Source organism: Agrobacterium sp. H141 (assembly GCF_057158725.1).
The window spans coordinates 395,695-412,222 of the sequence record NZ_CM169893.1; the positions used below are offsets into that span (position 1 = coordinate 395,695).

At 57.9% G+C, this 16,528-nt stretch carries 12 protein-coding genes; 1 reads left to right on the forward strand and 11 read right to left on the reverse strand.

Features of this window, described 5'->3' with window-relative positions; all coding sequences use genetic code 11:
* Positions 1 to 25 precede the first annotated feature (25 nt).
* The 11 genes from ACWPM9_RS01700 to ACWPM9_RS01750 all read right to left on the reverse strand — a co-directional run bounded on the left by ACWPM9_RS01700 (position 26) and on the right by ACWPM9_RS01750 (position 14,877).
* Positions 26 to 3,676 (reverse strand): hydantoinase B/oxoprolinase family protein, encoded by a 3,651-nt coding sequence (locus ACWPM9_RS01700; protein WP_484756537.1) that lies wholly within the window; start codon positions 3,674 to 3,676, stop codon positions 26 to 28.
* A gap of 152 nt (positions 3,677 to 3,828) precedes the next feature.
* Positions 3,829 to 5,274: an aldehyde dehydrogenase family protein gene (locus ACWPM9_RS01705; protein WP_484756538.1), complete on the reverse strand. Its 1,446-nt coding sequence runs from the start codon at positions 5,272 to 5,274 to the stop codon at positions 3,829 to 3,831.
* Between the two features lie 165 nt (positions 5,275 to 5,439).
* Positions 5,440 to 6,123 (reverse strand): phosphoribosyltransferase, encoded by a 684-nt coding sequence (locus ACWPM9_RS01710; protein WP_428188072.1) that lies wholly within the window; start codon positions 6,121 to 6,123, stop codon positions 5,440 to 5,442.
* A 16-nt stretch (positions 6,124 to 6,139) separates the two neighbouring features.
* The gene (locus ACWPM9_RS01715; RefSeq protein ID WP_484756539.1) at positions 6,140 to 7,309 is read right to left on the reverse strand and encodes a M20 aminoacylase family protein; all 1,170 of its coding nucleotides are present in this window, start codon (positions 7,307 to 7,309) and stop codon (positions 6,140 to 6,142) included.
* Positions 7,310 to 7,328: 19 nt separating this feature from the next.
* A complete protein-coding gene (locus ACWPM9_RS01720; RefSeq protein ID WP_484756540.1) occupies positions 7,329 to 9,116 on the reverse strand; it encodes an adenine deaminase in 1,788 nt (595 codons plus the stop codon).
* Positions 9,113 to 10,039, reverse strand: a complete 927-nt coding sequence (locus ACWPM9_RS01725; RefSeq protein WP_484756541.1) for a nucleoside hydrolase — start codon at positions 10,037 to 10,039, stop codon at positions 9,113 to 9,115. Before ACWPM9_RS01725 ends, ACWPM9_RS01720 begins: the two co-directional genes overlap by 4 nt.
* A 6-nt stretch (positions 10,040 to 10,045) precedes the next feature.
* Complete coding sequence (locus ACWPM9_RS01730) at positions 10,046 to 11,071, reverse strand: ABC transporter ATP-binding protein (RefSeq protein WP_484756542.1); 1,026 nt, start codon at positions 11,069 to 11,071, stop codon at positions 10,046 to 10,048.
* Entirely contained in the window at positions 11,064 to 11,843 is a 780-nt protein-coding gene (locus ACWPM9_RS01735) for an ABC transporter permease (RefSeq protein ID WP_484756543.1), read from the reverse strand. Before ACWPM9_RS01735 ends, ACWPM9_RS01730 begins: the two co-directional genes overlap by 8 nt.
* Positions 11,840 to 12,667 carry an ABC transporter permease gene (locus ACWPM9_RS01740; RefSeq protein WP_428188078.1) on the reverse strand — a complete coding sequence of 276 codons (828 nt, stop codon included), beginning with the start codon at positions 12,665 to 12,667 and terminating at the stop codon, positions 11,840 to 11,842. The genes ACWPM9_RS01735 and ACWPM9_RS01740 overlap by 4 nt, the downstream gene beginning before the upstream one ends.
* Positions 12,668 to 12,781: 114 nt before the next feature.
* Entirely contained in the window at positions 12,782 to 13,807 is a 1,026-nt protein-coding gene (locus tag ACWPM9_RS01745; RefSeq protein ID WP_484756544.1) for an ABC transporter substrate-binding protein, read from the reverse strand.
* Positions 13,808 to 13,833: 26 nt separating this feature from the next.
* Positions 13,834 to 14,877 carry a LacI family DNA-binding transcriptional regulator gene (locus tag ACWPM9_RS01750; RefSeq protein WP_484756545.1) on the reverse strand — a complete coding sequence of 348 codons (1,044 nt, stop codon included), beginning with the start codon at positions 14,875 to 14,877 and terminating at the stop codon, positions 13,834 to 13,836.
* Positions 14,878 to 15,052: 175 nt separating this feature from the next.
* Between ACWPM9_RS01750 and ACWPM9_RS01755 the strand changes: the two genes are divergently transcribed.
* A complete protein-coding gene (locus ACWPM9_RS01755) occupies positions 15,053 to 16,501 on the forward strand; it encodes an aldehyde dehydrogenase (RefSeq protein WP_484756546.1) in 1,449 nt (482 codons plus the stop codon).
* Positions 16,502 to 16,528: the final 27 nt, after the last annotated feature.

Consider the following 16,528-nt stretch of genomic DNA (forward strand, 5'->3'; position numbering starts at 1 on the left):
AGCTTCTCATATTCAGGGCCGTTTTTCATACTTTGCCATCGCCGGCTTTGCCGTAGCCGCCGCCGGTGGGGGTGATGATTGTGATCGTCTCGCCGGCTTCCAGTATGGTCTGGGCACAGCCGGGCAGAGTTTCGGTTTCTCCGCTCATGCGGCCAACGATATTCTGGCCGCATTGACCGGGCTCGCCACCCTTCAGTCCGAACGGAGCGACCTTTCTGTGACCTGACAGGACGGAGCAATCCATCTTTTCAAGGAAGCGGATCGTGCGACGTGTGCCGCTCCCGGCTGACCATTCGCCCTTTCCGCCCGATCCTGTGCGGATATGGAAATCATCGAGAACAACCGGATAGCGAAGTTCCAGAATTTCCGGATCCGTGAGGCGTGAATTTGTCATGTGGGTGTGAACTGCATCGGCTCCGCTGAAACCGGGACCGGCTGGAGCGCCGGAGCAGATGGTTTCATAATACTGATAGACATCATTGCCGAAGGTCAGATTGTTCATCGTACCTTGCGCGGACGACAGAGCCTCCAGCGCACCGAACAGGCAATTGGTCACTGCCTGGCTGACCTCGACATTGCCGGCAACAACAGCTGCGGGGTAGTGGGGCGACAACATGCTCTTTTCCGGCACAACAATCTCGATCGGTCTGAGGCAGCCGGCATTCATCGGGATCTTGCCGTCCACGATCATGCGAAACACGTAAAGCACGGCGGCGCGCGTGACGGGTTCCGGAGCATTGAAATTGTCATCGCGCTGACCGGAGGTCCCTGTGAAATCTACCTTTGCCGAACGTGCCTTACGGTCGACGGTGATCTTCACCTTGATGGCGCAGCCCTGATCCATCGGGTATTCGAAGCTGCAATCCTCGAGATTTTCAATCGCACGCCGGACGCTTTCCTCGGCATTATCCTGCACATGGCCCATATAGGCTTTGACAACATCCAGGCCAAAATCGGCGATTGCCTTGTTCATCTCTGATACGCCGCGATTGTTTGCAGCGATCTGCGCCTTCAAGTCCGCTACGTTCTGCGTGACATTGCGTACCGGATATCGCGCGCCGAGCAGCAGTTCCTTCAAGGATTTTTCCTGGAACGTCCCGCGGTCGACGAGCTTGAAATTGTCAATGTATACGCCTTCCTCCTCGATTGTGCGGGCATCCGGGGACATGGATCCCGGCGCAATGCCGCCGATATCGGCATGATGGCCACGGGATGCGATCCAGAACAGAACGTTTGCGCCATCCTCGTCAAACACAGGAGTGCAGACTGTAATGTCGGGAAGGTGCGTGCCGCCATTATAAGGCGCGTTGATGGCGAACACGTCGCCTTGATGGAAGTGGTCATTATTGCGGATGATCGATTGTACGGAGCGATCCATCGAACCTAGATGCACCGGCATGTGCGGCGCATTGGCCACGAGCGATCCATCGGCGTCAAACACGGCGCAGGAGAAATCCAGCCTCTCCTTGATGTTGACCGAATATGCCGTGTTTTGCAGCGTGAGGCCCATTTGCTCGGCGATCGACATAAAGAGATTGTTGAAAATTTCCAGCATGACGGGATCTGCTTCAGTCCCGGCAGCCCGCCTGTCTGGTAGCGCGACGACTCGCTCTAGGACCAGATTGTCCTGCGCGGTCAGTTGTCCCTGCCAGCCGGGCTCGATGACAATGGTCTGGTTTGCTTCGATGAGAAGTGCCGGGCCTTTGATGCGACTGCCGGTCTGTACATCGGCGCGGCGATAGACTGCGGCATCCTGCCAGGCTCCTTCGGAGAAGAAACGCATCCGCCCGCTTTCGGTGGCGCCGGCATCAATGATCTCTCCCAGGTCAATTTTATCTGCCGGAGTCGCGCCACCAACAGCTTCAATGGAAATGGCCTCGACAACGAGATCCTTGGACTGGTCAATAAAGCCGAAACGCGATTTATGAGCCGTCTCAAATGCCGTCTTCATCGTACCGGGATCAGATTTAGCGATCTCGGTCTTATAGTCTGCTTCGGCGGCCAGCGTAGCAACAGGAACTTCGAGTGTTGTGTCGGTGCCAGCATAACGCACCAGAGCTGTCACTCTGACATCGATCTGGTGAGCCGCGATGCCTTGCGTTTTCAACTCATCGACTGCTTCCGCACACAGCGGTGCAGAGGTGCCAGCAATTCCGGCAATTGACTTTTCGAGGTTCTGCTCGATAGCGCCCTGCCGTAGCGAACGAACGTCGGCGAGGCCCATGCCATAGGCGGAAAGCAATCCGGAGAATGGATGGATCAGCACTTTCTTCATACCAAGTGCATCCGCGACAAGACATGCGTGCTGACCGCTTGCGCCACCAAAAGCATTGAGCGCATAGCGTGTCACATCGTAGCCGCGGGCAACTGAGATCTTTTTCACGGCTTCCGCCATATTGGCGACAGCGATCTGCAGGAAGCCTTCGGCCACGGCCTCCGGTGTTCGACCGTCGCCGATTTCTTTCGCCATATCGGCAAATGCCGACCGCACGGTTTCCAGATCCAGGGGTTGATCCTGGTTGGGACCAAAGATCGCCGGAAAGAGATCCGGATTTAGCTTGCCCGTCATCACATTAGCGTCTGTGACGGTCAGCGGGCCGCCGCGACGATAGCATTTGGGTCCCGGATTGGCACCGGCGGAATCGGGGCCGACCGAGAAGCGGGCACCGTCAAAATGCAGGATCGATCCGCCACCGGCGGCAACAGTATGGATCTGCATCATGGGAGCACGGATACGAACACCTGCAACTTCCGTTTCAAACGCACGTTCGTATTCGCCAGCAAAATGGGCGACATCGGTAGATGTGCCGCCCATGTCAAATCCGATGACATGTGGGAAACCCGCCGCAATGCCGGTCTGGGCCAGTGCCACGACACCACCGGCAGGGCCAGACAGGATCGCATCCTTGCCCTGAAACAGGTCAGCAGATGTCAAACCGCCGGACGACATCATGAAGAGTAGCCGTGTGCCTGTTCTCTCCAGATCCAGCTCTTCGGCGACCTGACCCACATAGCGTCTGAGGACGGGAGAGAGATAGGCGTCTACGACCGTCGTGTCGCCGCGCCCGACAAATTTCACGAGGGGTGATATTTCGTGGCTGACGGAGACCTGTTCGAAGCGGAGATCGCGCGCAATCGCAGCGGTTTTCTGCTCGTGTTCGGGATAGCGGTAGGCATGCATGAAGACGATGGATAGTGCGTCGTATCCCTCGGCCTTCAATGTCTTCAATTCAGCGAGTGTTGAATCGGAATCGAGCGCGATCTCGACTGTGCCATCGGCACGCACGCGTTCTTCCACCTCAACGACGCGGTCATAGAGCAGTTCGGGTTTTATAATGTTGCGGGCAAAGATATCGGCGCGGGCCTGGTAGCCGATGGCCAGAGCATCGCGAAAGCCCTTTGTAGTTACCAGCGCAACCTTGACGCCCTTGCGTTCCAGAAGGGCATTGGTGGCAACGGTTGTGCCCATGCGGACTTCGTTGATGAGACCTGAGGGGATGGGATCAGCATTGGCTAGTCCAAGAAGGGCGCGAATGCCGGCAACGGCGGCGTCCCGATAGGCTTCCGGGTTTTCCGAAAGCATCTTCTTCGCATGCAATCTGCCTTCGGGATCGCGGCCGATCACATCGGTGAATGTGCCGCCACGGTCGACCCAGAAATCCCAGTGATTGGCCATGTTCCGCCCCTTTGTCAGTTTGCTCGGCAAAGGAGCACGACACATATTCCGAGTGCAAGGACTTCCTCACGACCTCCATCGAAGGACGGTCGTGATATCGGTCAACATCGCAACGCAGCGACTGAACTGCGTTGCGGGTGGGTGTGTCCGGTTTAGCCAGCGCTGAAGTCGTAACCGGAAATGGCCTTGGATTCGAGAAATTCCTCGATACCCCAGATGCCACCCTCGCGTGCACGACCGGACTGCTTCACACCGCCAAAGAAGGCGCCAGCGCCGCGTGACTTACCGTTCATTTCGACCATGCCAGACTTCAGCTTGAGAGCCATACGATTGGCGCGGGCCGGATCGCCGGTCTGGACGTAATTGGTCAGGCCGTAAGGCGTGTCGTTGGCAATTTCGACCGCATGTTCTTCCGTATCGAACGGGATCATGGCCATGACAGGTCCAAAGATTTCTTCCTGTTCAATCGTCATTCCCGGTGTCACGTCAGCGAAGATCGTCGGCTTTACGTAGAAGCCACGGTTGAAGCCCTCCGGCAAACCGGTGCCACCGCAGGCAACACGGGCACCTTCGTCGATACCCTTCTGGATCAGACCCTGGATCTTCTCCCACTGCGACTTGTTGACGACCGGGCCGATATGATCACCCTTTTCGTGGGCGGGGCCAACCTTGATCGATTCCGCTACAGCCACGGCCTTCTCGACCGTCTGTTCATAAATGCTGCGCTCGACCAGCATGCGTGACGGCGCGTTGCAAGACTGCCCTGTGTTTTCCATCATGCGCTGGACCGAGCGTTCCACGGCGTTGTCGTCGGCATCTGCAAAGAGAACATTGGCACCCTTGCCACCGAGTTCCAGCATCACGCGCTTCAGCGTTTCGGCTGCGGCCTTGGAGATGGCCTTGCCAGCACGGGTGGAGCCGGTGAAGGAGATCATTTCGACGTCCTGATGTGTTGTCAGCTGCGAGCCGACGCCGACCCCATCACCATTCACCAGGTTGAAGACGCCTGCCGGCACGCCTGCGTCATGGCAGAATTCGGCAAACAGCATGGCGTTGAGAGGGGATTCTTCAGATGGCTTGAGCACACAAGTGCAGCCGGCCAACATAGCCGGGATCGCCTTCAGTGCGATCTGGTTGACGGGCCAGTTCCACGGCGTAATCAATCCAACAACACCGATTGGCTCCATGGCGATTGCCGCACCGGGAGCATGATCGCCGAGCGGACGAATCCATTCGATCTGCTCGAACGCAGTCAGGAAGTTTTCTGTATGCCAAGGAAGGCAAGGTGCCTGTTCAGCGAGGGAGAAGTCGATTGGCGCGCCCATCTCCATGGAAATGGCTTCGGCATATTCCTGCTTACGCTTTTCGTACTGTTCGAGAATGCCCTTGACGACGCGCGCACGCTCCTTGGGCGGCGTTGCCGCCCATGCGGGAAAAGCAGCCTTTGCGGCGGCAACTGCGGCATCTGTATCGGCCTGGTCACCCAGCGAAATGATCGCACATGGTTCCTCGGTCGATGGGTTGATGACTTCGCAATCGCGAGGGGCTGCTGGCGCAACCCATGCGCCGTTAATGTAGAAATCACGCTTGATGATCATTGGAATTCCCTGGTCAGCTTTCATTGTCAGGCTGGAGCGATGGCCTCTTTGCACATGTTATTCGGGCTTCGATCCAATCGATATTGCCGTTGCGACAATAGGCCGGAGGCAGTGTCGCAATCAACCGCATGCGCATGCCAGAGTGGCGTGATCTTCATGTGGTGTCTAGTTGGGACTCTGCCAGAGGCCGTATGCGTCTTTTTCCAGGATCGGAGTGGAAAAGCAGCCTTCGACCCGGTCTTCCCACCCAGCATAAGGATCTGTCTTATGCTCGCGCCAGCGACTGGATTGCAGCATCGCAGCGCCGATGACGATGGGCCTGATGGCAAGGGTATCGAGAAGCGCCAGGGCGGCCATGATCGACCTGCCACTCGAAATGACATCGTCGATCAACGCCACCCGACGACCTTCGATTAGCGGCAGCATACGTGGGTCGATATAGAGGCGCTTGAGCTGTTCGGGCGTTGTCACCGAAGACAGCGGGACCGAGAGGTTCTCGTCATACCAGAATTTGCGCGAGGTCCCGAGCGGCACATAACGCAGATGACCCAGCTTGCGGGCGACCTCCGATGCCAGAGTAAGCCCAAGAGTGGGCAGACCGATAACGATATCAGGGCAGTGCTTAGACAGACGTTCCGCCAGATCACCAGCAAGGGCATCGACCACTGAAAAACTGGCCTGATTGATGATCAGAGATGCGAAGGCATGCTGGCCATCGGCAAGCGGTCGAATGGGCAGCCTGATCTGTCGACCGTCCCCGAGCGTTGCCGGGAAAAACTGTTCATGGCCCTGATCCACCCGAAAAGAGTTTGGCGGATAGACTTCCTGCCAGACGTCCTGGGGCTGCATTGGCAATTCCTTTTCCTCAGACGTCTGCTGCAAGTTCGCGTTCGACCAGTCGGGTCCAGAAGCGGACGCCGGAACCGATTGCGTCGTCGTTGAAATCATAGGCAGTGTTGTGGTGGAGTGCGCCGTCACGGGCAGGGCCGTTGCCGAGCCACACGTAGCAGCCAGGGGCCTTGTCGGCAAAGAAAGCGAAATCATCTCCCGCTGTGGAGGGCGGGAAGGAGGTTCTGACTTTATCGCCGAAAACGTCGCGGGCGACCGCAAGGGCGCGCGCCGTCGCATCCGGATCGTTGATCACAGGCGGAATTCGGCGGATGTATTTATAATCCGCTTGAATGCCGAACATTGCGGCTGTGCCTTCAGCAACTCGGCCAATTTCCTTTTCGAGCTGGTCTCGAACGTCCTTTGAATAGGCGCGCGCCGTTCCACCAATCTCCACGATGTCAGGGATCACGTTCAGGGCTTTCGGGTCGCCAGCCTGCACGGAACAGGCACTGACGACGGCTGGCTGTAGCGGATCGACAACACGGCCAACGATGCTTTGGAGCGACGACAGGAATGTGCCGGCGGCGGTAATTGGATCTCGACCGAGATGGGGCTTGGCGCCGTGGGTTCCTGTACCCCGCAGGGTGACGAGCCAACTGTCCGATGAGGCCAGTTGTGGTCCTTCGACGACTGCGATTTCATCCGTATCGAGGCCGGGCATGTTATGCAGGCCATAGACCGCATCGCAGGCGAAGCGATCGAACAGGCCGTCTTCCACCATGCGCTTGGCGCCGCCTCGGCCCTCTTCTGCCGGCTGGAAGATGAAGTGAACCGTGCCCGAAAAATTGCGGCTCTTGGCCAATGCGCGCGCAGCCCCCAGAAGCAATGTCGTATGCCCGTCATGACCGCAGGCGTGCATTTTTCCGGGTACTGTCGACTTGTAGGGCCGGTCCACCGTCTCGGGCATGGCCAGGGCATCCATATCTGCGCGCAGACCGATGGTTCGCGTGCCGTTGCCAACCTGCAAGGTGCCGACGATGCCAGTTTCACCGAAACCGCGATGGACTGCAATGCCTGCTTCTTCCAACAGGCGGGCAACGATACCGCTCGTGCGCGTTTCCTCAAATCCGAGTTCGGGGTGCGCGTGAAGGTCACGGCGCAATTCGGTCAGGAACGGGATGTCGTCTTCAAGTGGATCGGTCATGGGGCCTTCGTATGGATCGTCAGGTAATAATTTCCAGAACGGGTGACGCAAGCAGTTTGCCGGCGGAGACATCGGCAATGCCGAGGTCGGTTTGATGCGGTCCTGTATTGCAGGCCAGCGTTGCACCGAAGCAGGCCTTGAAGACGAGATAAGGTGGTTGCCATTCTACCACCTTATCCATGGCATCGCGCAACGCGGAAAAGTCGCTTGCAACATTGCTGAGGGGGCGTTCGGACACGAGCCCGGAAACTGGCAAGGCGACGACCGCCAGTACTTTCCCACCGGATGCCACCGCCATGCCGCCGCCCGCTGCTATTACGGCATTTGCCGCCGCAGCCATATCTTCGGGATTACCGCCGAAGATGGTAAGGTTGTGGCTGTCATGAGACACACTGGTTGCAAAGGCGCCCGTCCAACTGCCCCACTCCCGCAAAAAGCCAACTCGGGGAGTTGCATCGGTTAATCCATGTCGGTGTGCGACTGCGATCAGCGTGGCCCCTTCTGGCGGATTGATGAAACCATCTGTGACATCTGTCTCGGCTTCACCCCATTGGGTAAAGCGCGGCCTGTCAATCGTGGCGACGCGCACGCGTTTGGCATCGGACCGCAACCGAAAGTCGTCGGGAGCGAGTGTTCGCAGTTTCATGGAGGCTTTGAAAGCATCGGCAGTCGATGGTGTTGACGGTCTTTGCATTTGGCCGTTTACGCTGGCCGTTTCGCCATTTGCGATAACCAGTTGCGCTCGAAAGTCAGTCAAGTCCTCGAAAACCACGATATCGGCGCGTCGGCCGGCAGCGAGCAATCCGATATCGTTTCGGCCCAGTCTGCGGGCTCCATTCAGCGTAGCTGCCTGCAGCGCCCATTCGGGCTTCAAGCCGTAGCGGACGAGACGGCGTACCACGTCGTCCAGTCCACCGCCTTTTAGCAGGTCATCGGGAAATACGTCGTCCGTGCATAGCGTGACCGATTGCGGGAGATGTCCCAACGCGTTCAACGCTTCAACGAAATCTGGCAGCAGGTGATCATGCGAGCCGCGCAGCTCGATGGTCAGGCCGGCGCGCAGTTTTTCCATCAGGTCAGCGGCGGATGTCAGTTCGTGATCGGAGGATATGCCAGCCGCCATGAAGGCTTGAAGATCAGCGCCGGTCAGACCGCGCGCATGGCCGCAGACCATTTTTTCGGCACCCAATCCTGCATTGACAATGCCGCTCATGCGCGGTTTTCCGTCAATGACGTCGCGCATGTTCATGACTTCGGCAATGCCTCCGACCTCAGGTCTTGCCAACAGCGACGCAACGGTTCTGGCCTCGAAATCAGCGCCTGCCTGTTCCAGACCCGGTGCCGAGGGCACGCAGGATGGGGCCAGAATGACGAAGCGGAGCGGCAAGTCGCGGGTTGCGCCTATGGCAAATTCCACACCGTCTATGCCATGGACGTTGCCGAATTCATGGGGATCCCAGACGACAGTCGTGACGCCTCTGGATACGACCGCATCTGCATAGGTCGCAGGCGTTACCATCGAGCTTTCGACATGCATATGGGTGTCAATGAAACCGGGGCATAGATAACCGCCTTTGACATCCAATATCTCACGCGCATCATTTCGGCTGGCGGGTGCATGAACGGAAGCAATCAGGGCGCCAACGATGCCGATGTCTGCAGCCCGGATTTCACCCGTCACCATGTCAACCAGCCTGCCATTGACAAGCAGGCGATCAAAGGGAGCTGCGCCGCGCGCAGCCGCCACGGCGCGTAACCGCAAAGCCGGATCGGCAAGGTCGAGGGGCTCGTCGGTCTGTGTGCTCATCGTTTGCTGGCCTCCCACAGCAAAGCATCCATGACGACGTTCTTCACGCCAACCGCTTCGCAGTCGGCAGCGAATTCGGCATTGAAGGTACCGTGGGTTTGCCGCGTCTCGACAACGGTTCTTCCGCGGGTGAGGCCGCCTGCGCATTCCATATCGATACGCGCGGATTGGAATGTGACAAGGTCCTGCCTGATGAAGGCTGCAGCCGCTGCCGGATCGTAGAGCGCCATCGCTGAACGCCCGCGACTGGTTGCAATCGCGATGAAGCCTGCGAGCATATCGGCGATCAGGCCGGCATTAGTGCCACCTGCATCGCGGATGGGTAACACCTCCGAGGGGCCTGCCAGTACCCTGCGGCAAAAATCGAGATCGACCATGCGCAGAGGCAGGTTGTGAGACAGGACGATTGCCACGGCTTCCGGGTCTGCAAAGGCATTGAACTCTGCAGAGGCGGTATGATTTCCGCGGGTGAGCCCTCCGCCCATCCAGGTCAGATCATCGATGCGCGCAGCCAGATCGGGGCGTGCCAGGACAACGGCCGCCAGATTTGTCAACGGGCCCAATGCCAGGATGCGGCGCGGTGCAGGGGCGGTTTCCAACCAATGACACATGGCTGTGAATGCATCGCTTGGGGGATGTTCGTCTGCATCGGGTAATGTCAGTCCGGCGGTCGGAATGCCGCTATCTCCGAGGATCATCTGTGCCGTTTCGATCTGTCCCATAACGGGCATCTCTCGCCCGCCATGGATTGGGACTGTCCAGCCGAAGGCTTTTGCCGCGCCAGCTGCATTGCGACGGACCTGATCGAGGGGTGTATTTCCAAATACAAGCGATATGCCGTCTATGGGCAGGTCCGCATGCATCACCACCAGAATGGCGGCGATGTCATCAAAGCCCATATCAGTATCAATCCAGGCTCCCATCACAGATCACCCGAACCGGTTCAGGGGTGCTGCGTGATCGACCGGCAGATCGAATCCAACGGATGCTCCAAGCTGATATGCAGGCTGAGCGGCATCTGTCTCTGCCTTGACCAGTCCAACCGGGGTCTCAAGCACATATTCCCGGGTGCTGCCAGCGAAGGAAACGCCGCGCACGATACCCGTAAAAGGACCTGAACCCAACGGAATCGCACGCGGCCGCCAGGCAAGGCCCGCCGCCGCCGGCAGCCTGGCAGAATTCGTTATCTCGCCTTTATCTGTCACGAGTTTGCCGTTGCGGATGGCGAAGATATTTTCAAAACCGACGAAATCGGCAACAAAGCTGGAGGCCGGTTGATTGTAGATCTCCTCCGGCGTGCCAATCTGCTCGATTGCTCCATCGCGCATGACGACAATCCTGTCTGCGAGTGCCAGGGCCTCCACCTGATCGTGGGTGACGAAAATCATTGTCACACCGCTTTCCTTTTGCACTCGCTGCAGCTCGGTGCGCATTTCCAGACGCAGGCGCGCGTCGAGGTTCGACAGTGGCTCGTCCAGCATCAACACCTTGGGTTCCATGACCATGGAGCGGGCAAGGGCGACGCGCTGTTGTTGTCCACCGGATAGTTCGGGTGTCTTGCGGCTGGAGAATTTCGACAGGCCGACCGATTTCAATGCGGCGTCGACCTTTCTATTCAACGCGTCCCCGCTCATGCCCTTCAGCTTCAGGCCAAAGGCGACATTTTCGAAGACGCTCAAATGGGGGAAGAGTGCGTAGGACTGGAAAACCAGACCAACTTCCCGGCGGTTGGCAGGTATGCGCGTGATATCCTTGCCATCAAGCGTGATGCGACCGCTTCGCACCGGCATGAGACCGGCGATGGAACGCATCGTTGTCGTCTTGCCGCAGCCTGACGGACCGAGCAAAGCCAGCAGTTCACCCTTGCGGATATTGAGATCGAGATCCTTGACGGCTGTCGTTTTGCCATAGGCCAGCGTGAGCTTGTCGAGGGAAAGGAAAGTTGCATCAGACATAGCGGGAGAACCCCAGAAAACGTTCGGCGGCAAAGACGATGCCGATGGAAAGGAAAGCGAGCAAAGATGACAGTGCGGCGATGGACGGATCGAATACGATCTCCATGTAACCGAGCATGTCGATCGGCAGTGTACGGACACCTGGACCGGACAAGAACAGTGACACAGGCACCTGATTGAAGCTGGTGACAAAGCCAAGGATGAAGGCCGACAGGATGCCGCCGCGGATATTGGGCAGCACGACGCGGAAGAATGCACCAAGGCGGGATGAGCCGAGCAAGACAGCCGCTTCTTCCATATCAGAGCGCAGATTGCCAAGGCTGGCAGAGACTACGCGCACCGCATAGGGCAGCACCAGTGCGGTATGGGCAAGAAACAGCGCGAGCGTAATGGACAGCCCGACCGGGATCACAAAGTAGCGCAGCAGCGCCAGGCCGACGATAATGCCGGGAACGATGATCGGCATCGATACCATGAAGCGCACAGTCTCTGCACCCGGCAGCTTGTAGCGTGACATTGCGTAAGATGCCGGGATGCCCATCAGGAGGGCCGTGAAGGTGCCCCCAATGGCCAGAAACATGGATACGGCGAAACTCTGTCGGAAACTCTCGACCGTGAAGACTTTCACGATCCACTTGAAGGAGAAACCCTGCGGCGGAAAGGCCAGCGTGTCGCCCGCCGAAAAGGACGCAGCCACAATAATGAGGAAGGGGCCAATCAGAAATATCAGCACGAGTAACAGGGTGAGGGGGGCGAACAGTCTTTGCATCATGTCTTGTTCCTCGCCGTTGCAATGCGTCGCAGCAGAATGTTTGCAGCGAAGCTCATGACGATCAGAATGAAGGCGATTACGCTGGCAGCGACGAAATTGTTGGTCACGGTGACCTGCTGGTAAAGCAGGGTTTCGAGCATGAGAACCTTGGAGCCGCCCAGAATGGCGGGCGTGATATAGGCTGTCATCGATCCGGTGAAGACGAGCGTGCCGCCGACCACGAGCCCCTCACGGGTGAGCGGCAGAATGACCTTCCAGAACACCTGGAACCAATTGGCACCCAGCACACGGGCTGCTGGTACAGCATCCTTTGGCAGGTTTTCAAGCGCACTGATCAGGGAAATGACCATCAATGGGAGGAAGAGTTGCAGGAGGCCGATGAAGACTGCAGTTTCAGTAAACAGGATTCTGACCGGCTCATCCGTCAATCCGATTGCCATCATTGCCTGATTGATGATCCCCGTGCGTCCCAGGATCACGATCCAGGCATAGGTTCGGGCAACGGGGGATATCATCAGAGGAAGAACGACAAGGCCGATCATCTTACCCTTGCTGCCCGGAGGCAGCGAAACGATCGCATAGGCCGTTGCATAACCGATAATGGCGGCTGCCAGGGTGACCAAAAAGCCCAGCTTGAGCGTACGCAGGAAGACGGTTCGGTTGAGCGGTTGCGAAAAAAAGTCGACATAGGCAGAAATGGTCCAGCTATCGGCCGTGCGGAAGCCTTCCGAGAGAAGGAGCGCAACAGGCACGAGAAAGACGATGGCTGCGAAGACCGCGGCTGGTAGGGCGAGCGCCATCGCTTCTGCCCGGTTCTGAAACATGTCGTCTCATCCTCTTGGAAAACTGTTGATCAGGGTGCGGCAGAAGACCGAAGTCTTGCCACCGCACCCTTGAGCCTTGGGAGGCATTGGTGTCAGGTTTGTTTCAGCCGTTGATCACTGACCGACTTTGGCGTTCCACTCCGCCAGCCAAGCGTCACGATTGTCGAGCGCAATGGCTGAGGGAATGAGCTTGAGGCTCTTTGCCGTTTCCTCGCCATAGGTGATGTTGTTGGCCACCTCATCGGAGACTTTCACTTCTGCATTGGCCGGGCTGTCGACCAGTTTTTCAGCGAGTTTGGTCTGGATCTCCGTGGACAGCCAAAAGTCCATGAACTCAAGTGCCAGGTCGCGGTTCTTGGAATTCTTGGTCACGACCATCACGTTCATGCCGCCAGTCTGGCCTTCCTTCGGAGTGGCCCACTTGATCGGCAGGTCGAGTTTGGTGAAGGGCGCCCAGGAAAAGCGGCCAACGGGGGCTGCCCAGATTTCTTCCTGCTGCATCAGTTGAACCAGCTGCGACGACTTGACGTAGAAGGTCACGATTTCGTCCTTCTTCTTGCCGACGGCTTCTATGGGGGTCTTTAGGTCTGCTGCGTCCGAGCCGAGAGCCTTGCCGAGCATGTAGAGCGACGGCGGCCCCTGGTTGGTGGTGACGTTCGGGAAAGCAATATGAGAAACCACGTCGTCCTTGAGAAGGTCGGCCCAGGAGTCGACCGTCATCTTGTCGGAGCGGTAAGCGATGGATGTTGCGTAGAATGTGTAGCCAACGCTCATGCCGTCGCCGTTGGGATCCTTGGCGATTTCATAGAGCTTGTCGTAGCTGGACAGCTTGGAGGTATCGATCTTGTCGATCAGGCCCATGCGGGATGCTGACAGCGCATCTGCCATCGAGACGACGGCCATGTCTATGACAGGCGCGTCCTTGTTGGCTTCCATTTTTGCGATACGTTCGACGCTGTTGCCGGTTTCGACAACAAGTTTACAGTCGCACTTGGCTTCGAACGGGTCGTAGACGATCTCCTTGAACTCATCCTGTCCGAACGCATAGACCGAAATCGTCAGGGTCTTTTCCTGCGCCTGGGCAGAGCCCATGGTGAGCATCAAAGCGGTGGCCGAAGCCAGGATTGTCTTGTTAATCATCGGGTTCTCCTTCTGGGGTTCATTTTCTAATGCGGAAACGTCTGAGGTGGACCGGAGGTCTGGCGGACGATCAGGCTCATCGGCACCTGTTGCCTGGTTGCCGATGCTGAACTCAGCGGCTGCTCGGTTCCCGCTTCACTATCGCCCGAGTCCCTCTCGATCACGGACACCAGAGCATCGATTGCGATCTCTGCGATCAAAGGCATATCCATGTGAATGGTGGTCAGTGCCGGGGTCACAACGGTTGACCAGATCAGATCATCGAAACCTGTCACGCTGACCTGTTCGGGAACACGAATTCCGGCGCGCTGAAGTTCAGTCAGTGCACGCAACGCGTGGAGATCAGAAACAGCTGCAAAGGCTGTGAAGCCTTCCTCGACCTTTTGCTGCAAGCCCAGTGCGCAGCCTGTTCCGTGACTGCGTTCCTGCTTTTCGATCCAGAGAACCTCGCAATGAACATCAGCGGGAAGGCGTGACTTCAAGCCGCCGATCCGATCGTTCTGCACATTCGAATCAGGATTGTTGCCGAGGATAAGTATTTTCCGGTGGCCCAGCGCAATCAGGTGATCGGCGATCAGTTGGCCGCCCTGCCAGTGATCTGCAGACACCGTATTCCCAGGTGTTGAGGGGCTGTCGATGACGGCGACCGGGCTGCCGATATCGGCGATGCGCGTGCCTCGGCGGGGCACGATGACAATGCCGTCCACGCCGCGTTCCAGCAGGCGGCTGATTGCCTCTGTCTGCATGGAAACATCGCCCCTGGAGTCGGCAATCAGTATTCCGTATCCTGCTTTGGAAGCGGCATTCTCAATTGCCTGTGCGATCTGCGGGAAGAGGGGATTTGCGATATCCGGTAGGACGAGCCCGAGAACCCTGCTGCGTCCGGTTCTCAGGGCTCGCCCGGCAGTGCTTGGCATATAGCCCAGGTCTGCAGCCATCCCTCGGATCTTGTCGGCCAGTTCAGATGAGACGCGACCTTTGCCAGACAGCGCGTTGGACACGGTCGCGGTCGATACACCGAGCAGCCCGGCGATCTGACTAAGGTTTGGACGTGTCCGGTTCGAATTCAACGGTTTGGCCGCGATAGATGATTAATCGATTAATCGCACGGATACACCATCAAACTCATGGAGTCGATTCATTTCGGTCACGGCCGCGACTGGCGTTTCACTTAGCTCGGCACTAGGTGAAGGGGAGCCCGTTTCAGGGGAGGCAGGTAATGAAATTTTTAGGAGGATAGGAATTATGGATAATCTCAATCTTTATATCGATGGTCAGCATGTTCCCGCGAAGGACGATCGGCGCTTCAATCGCAAGAGCCCGATGACCGGAGACATCGTGACTGAAGCCGCAGCCGCATCGGTGGATGATGCACGTGCGGCGGTTGATGCTGCTCAGCGCGCATTTTCTGTCTGGTCGCAGACGTCACCTGGAGAGCGTCGCGGAAAATTGCTGGCAGCCGCGCAATCCTTGCAGGCGCGTGGCGACGATATCGTGCAGGCGATGAAGGACGAGATTGGCGCCACGGAGGGCTGGGCGAGATTCAACCTCATGCTGGCCGCCAACATGCTTGTGGAAGCTGCAGCTTTGACCACGCAAATCAAGGGCGAGATCATTCCATCCAACCGCCCCGGCTCGACGGCATATGCGGTGCGCCAACCTGCCGGCGTTGTGCTCGCCATGGCGCCCTGGAACGCCCCCGTCATTCTCGGCGTTCGCGCCATTGCCACGCCGCTTGCCTGCGGAAATACAGTGGTCATGAAGACGTCAGAGCTTTGCCCGAGAACGCATTCGCTGATTATTGAAGCTGTTGCCGAGGCAGGCTTTCCCGCGGGCGTCTTGAATGCCATCTCCAATGCGCCGGATGATGCGGCCGAGATCGTGGAGACAATCATTGCGCATCCTGCCGTACGGCGTGTGAACTTCACGGGATCGACGCGTGTTGGCCGGGTAATTGGTGAACTTGCAGGACGCCATCTGAAGCCGGCTCTTCTTGAGCTTGGTGGCAAGGCGCCGATGATCGTTCTTGATGATGCCGATATTGATGCAGCAGTCGCTGCGGCCGGCTTTGGCGCCTATATGAACCAGGGCCAGATCTGCATGTCGACGGAGCGGATTATCACTGTCGGCGATATTGGCGATGCGTTCGTCGAGGCTTTTGCCAAAAAGGTCAAAAATTTGGTTGCGGGGGACCCGGGCGATGGACAAGCGCCGCTTGGATCGCTGGTGTCACAGGCGGCTGCAGACAGGGTGCGTGAACTGACCGCAGATGCTGTGGACAAGGGTGCCACGTTGATTGCTGGCGGCGGAGACAAGACCATTCTCAATGCGGCGGCACTGGACCACGTCACATCTGACATGCGGCTTTACTCCGAAGAGAGTTTTGGCCCGGTTGTCGCCATCATCCGGGCCAAAACGATCGATGAGGCCGTTACAATTGCCAATGACAGTGAGTTCGGTCTCTCGGCTGCCGTTTTCGGTCGCGATAGCACGCGGGCAATGGCTGTGGCGCGGCGGATCGAAAGCGGTATCTGCCACGTGAATGGGCCGACAGTGCATGATGAGGCACAAATGCCATTCGGCGGGGTCAAGTCTTCCGGGTACGGGCGTTTCGGTGGTATCTGGGGCGTAGCTGAGTTTACGGATCTGCGCTGGATCACAGTGCAGGACGGTCGTCTTCACTACCCAATCTGACATCGAACACAACAAATGAGAACGGCG

What these genes read in the sequence shown, in the direction of transcription:
- ACWPM9_RS01740 (WP_428188078.1), bottom strand. Translation starts at nt 12,667, where the DNA reads ATGTTTCAGAACCGGGCAGAAGCGATGGCGCTCGCCCTACCAGCCGCG.
- ACWPM9_RS01745 (WP_484756544.1), bottom strand. Translation starts at nt 13,807, where the DNA reads ATGATTAACAAGACAATCCTGGCTTCGGCCACCGCTTTGATGCTCACC.
- ACWPM9_RS01700 (WP_484756537.1), bottom strand. Translation starts at nt 3,676, where the DNA reads ATGGCCAATCACTGGGATTTCTGGGTCGACCGTGGCGGCACATTCACC.
- ACWPM9_RS01710 (WP_428188072.1), bottom strand. Translation starts at nt 6,123, where the DNA reads ATGCAGCCCCAGGACGTCTGGCAGGAAGTCTATCCGCCAAACTCTTTT.
- ACWPM9_RS01730 (WP_484756542.1), bottom strand. Translation starts at nt 11,071, where the DNA reads ATGTCTGATGCAACTTTCCTTTCCCTCGACAAGCTCACGCTGGCCTAT.
- ACWPM9_RS01715 (WP_484756539.1), bottom strand. Translation starts at nt 7,309, where the DNA reads ATGACCGATCCACTTGAAGACGACATCCCGTTCCTGACCGAATTGCGC.
- ACWPM9_RS01735 (WP_484756543.1), bottom strand. Translation starts at nt 11,843, where the DNA reads ATGATGCAAAGACTGTTCGCCCCCCTCACCCTGTTACTCGTGCTGATA.
- ACWPM9_RS01705 (WP_484756538.1), bottom strand. Translation starts at nt 5,274, where the DNA reads ATGATCATCAAGCGTGATTTCTACATTAACGGCGCATGGGTTGCGCCA.
- ACWPM9_RS01755 (WP_484756546.1), top strand. Translation starts at nt 15,053, where the DNA reads ATGGATAATCTCAATCTTTATATCGATGGTCAGCATGTTCCCGCGAAG.
- ACWPM9_RS01725 (WP_484756541.1), bottom strand. Translation starts at nt 10,039, where the DNA reads ATGGGAGCCTGGATTGATACTGATATGGGCTTTGATGACATCGCCGCC.
- ACWPM9_RS01720 (WP_484756540.1), bottom strand. Translation starts at nt 9,116, where the DNA reads ATGAGCACACAGACCGACGAGCCCCTCGACCTTGCCGATCCGGCTTTG.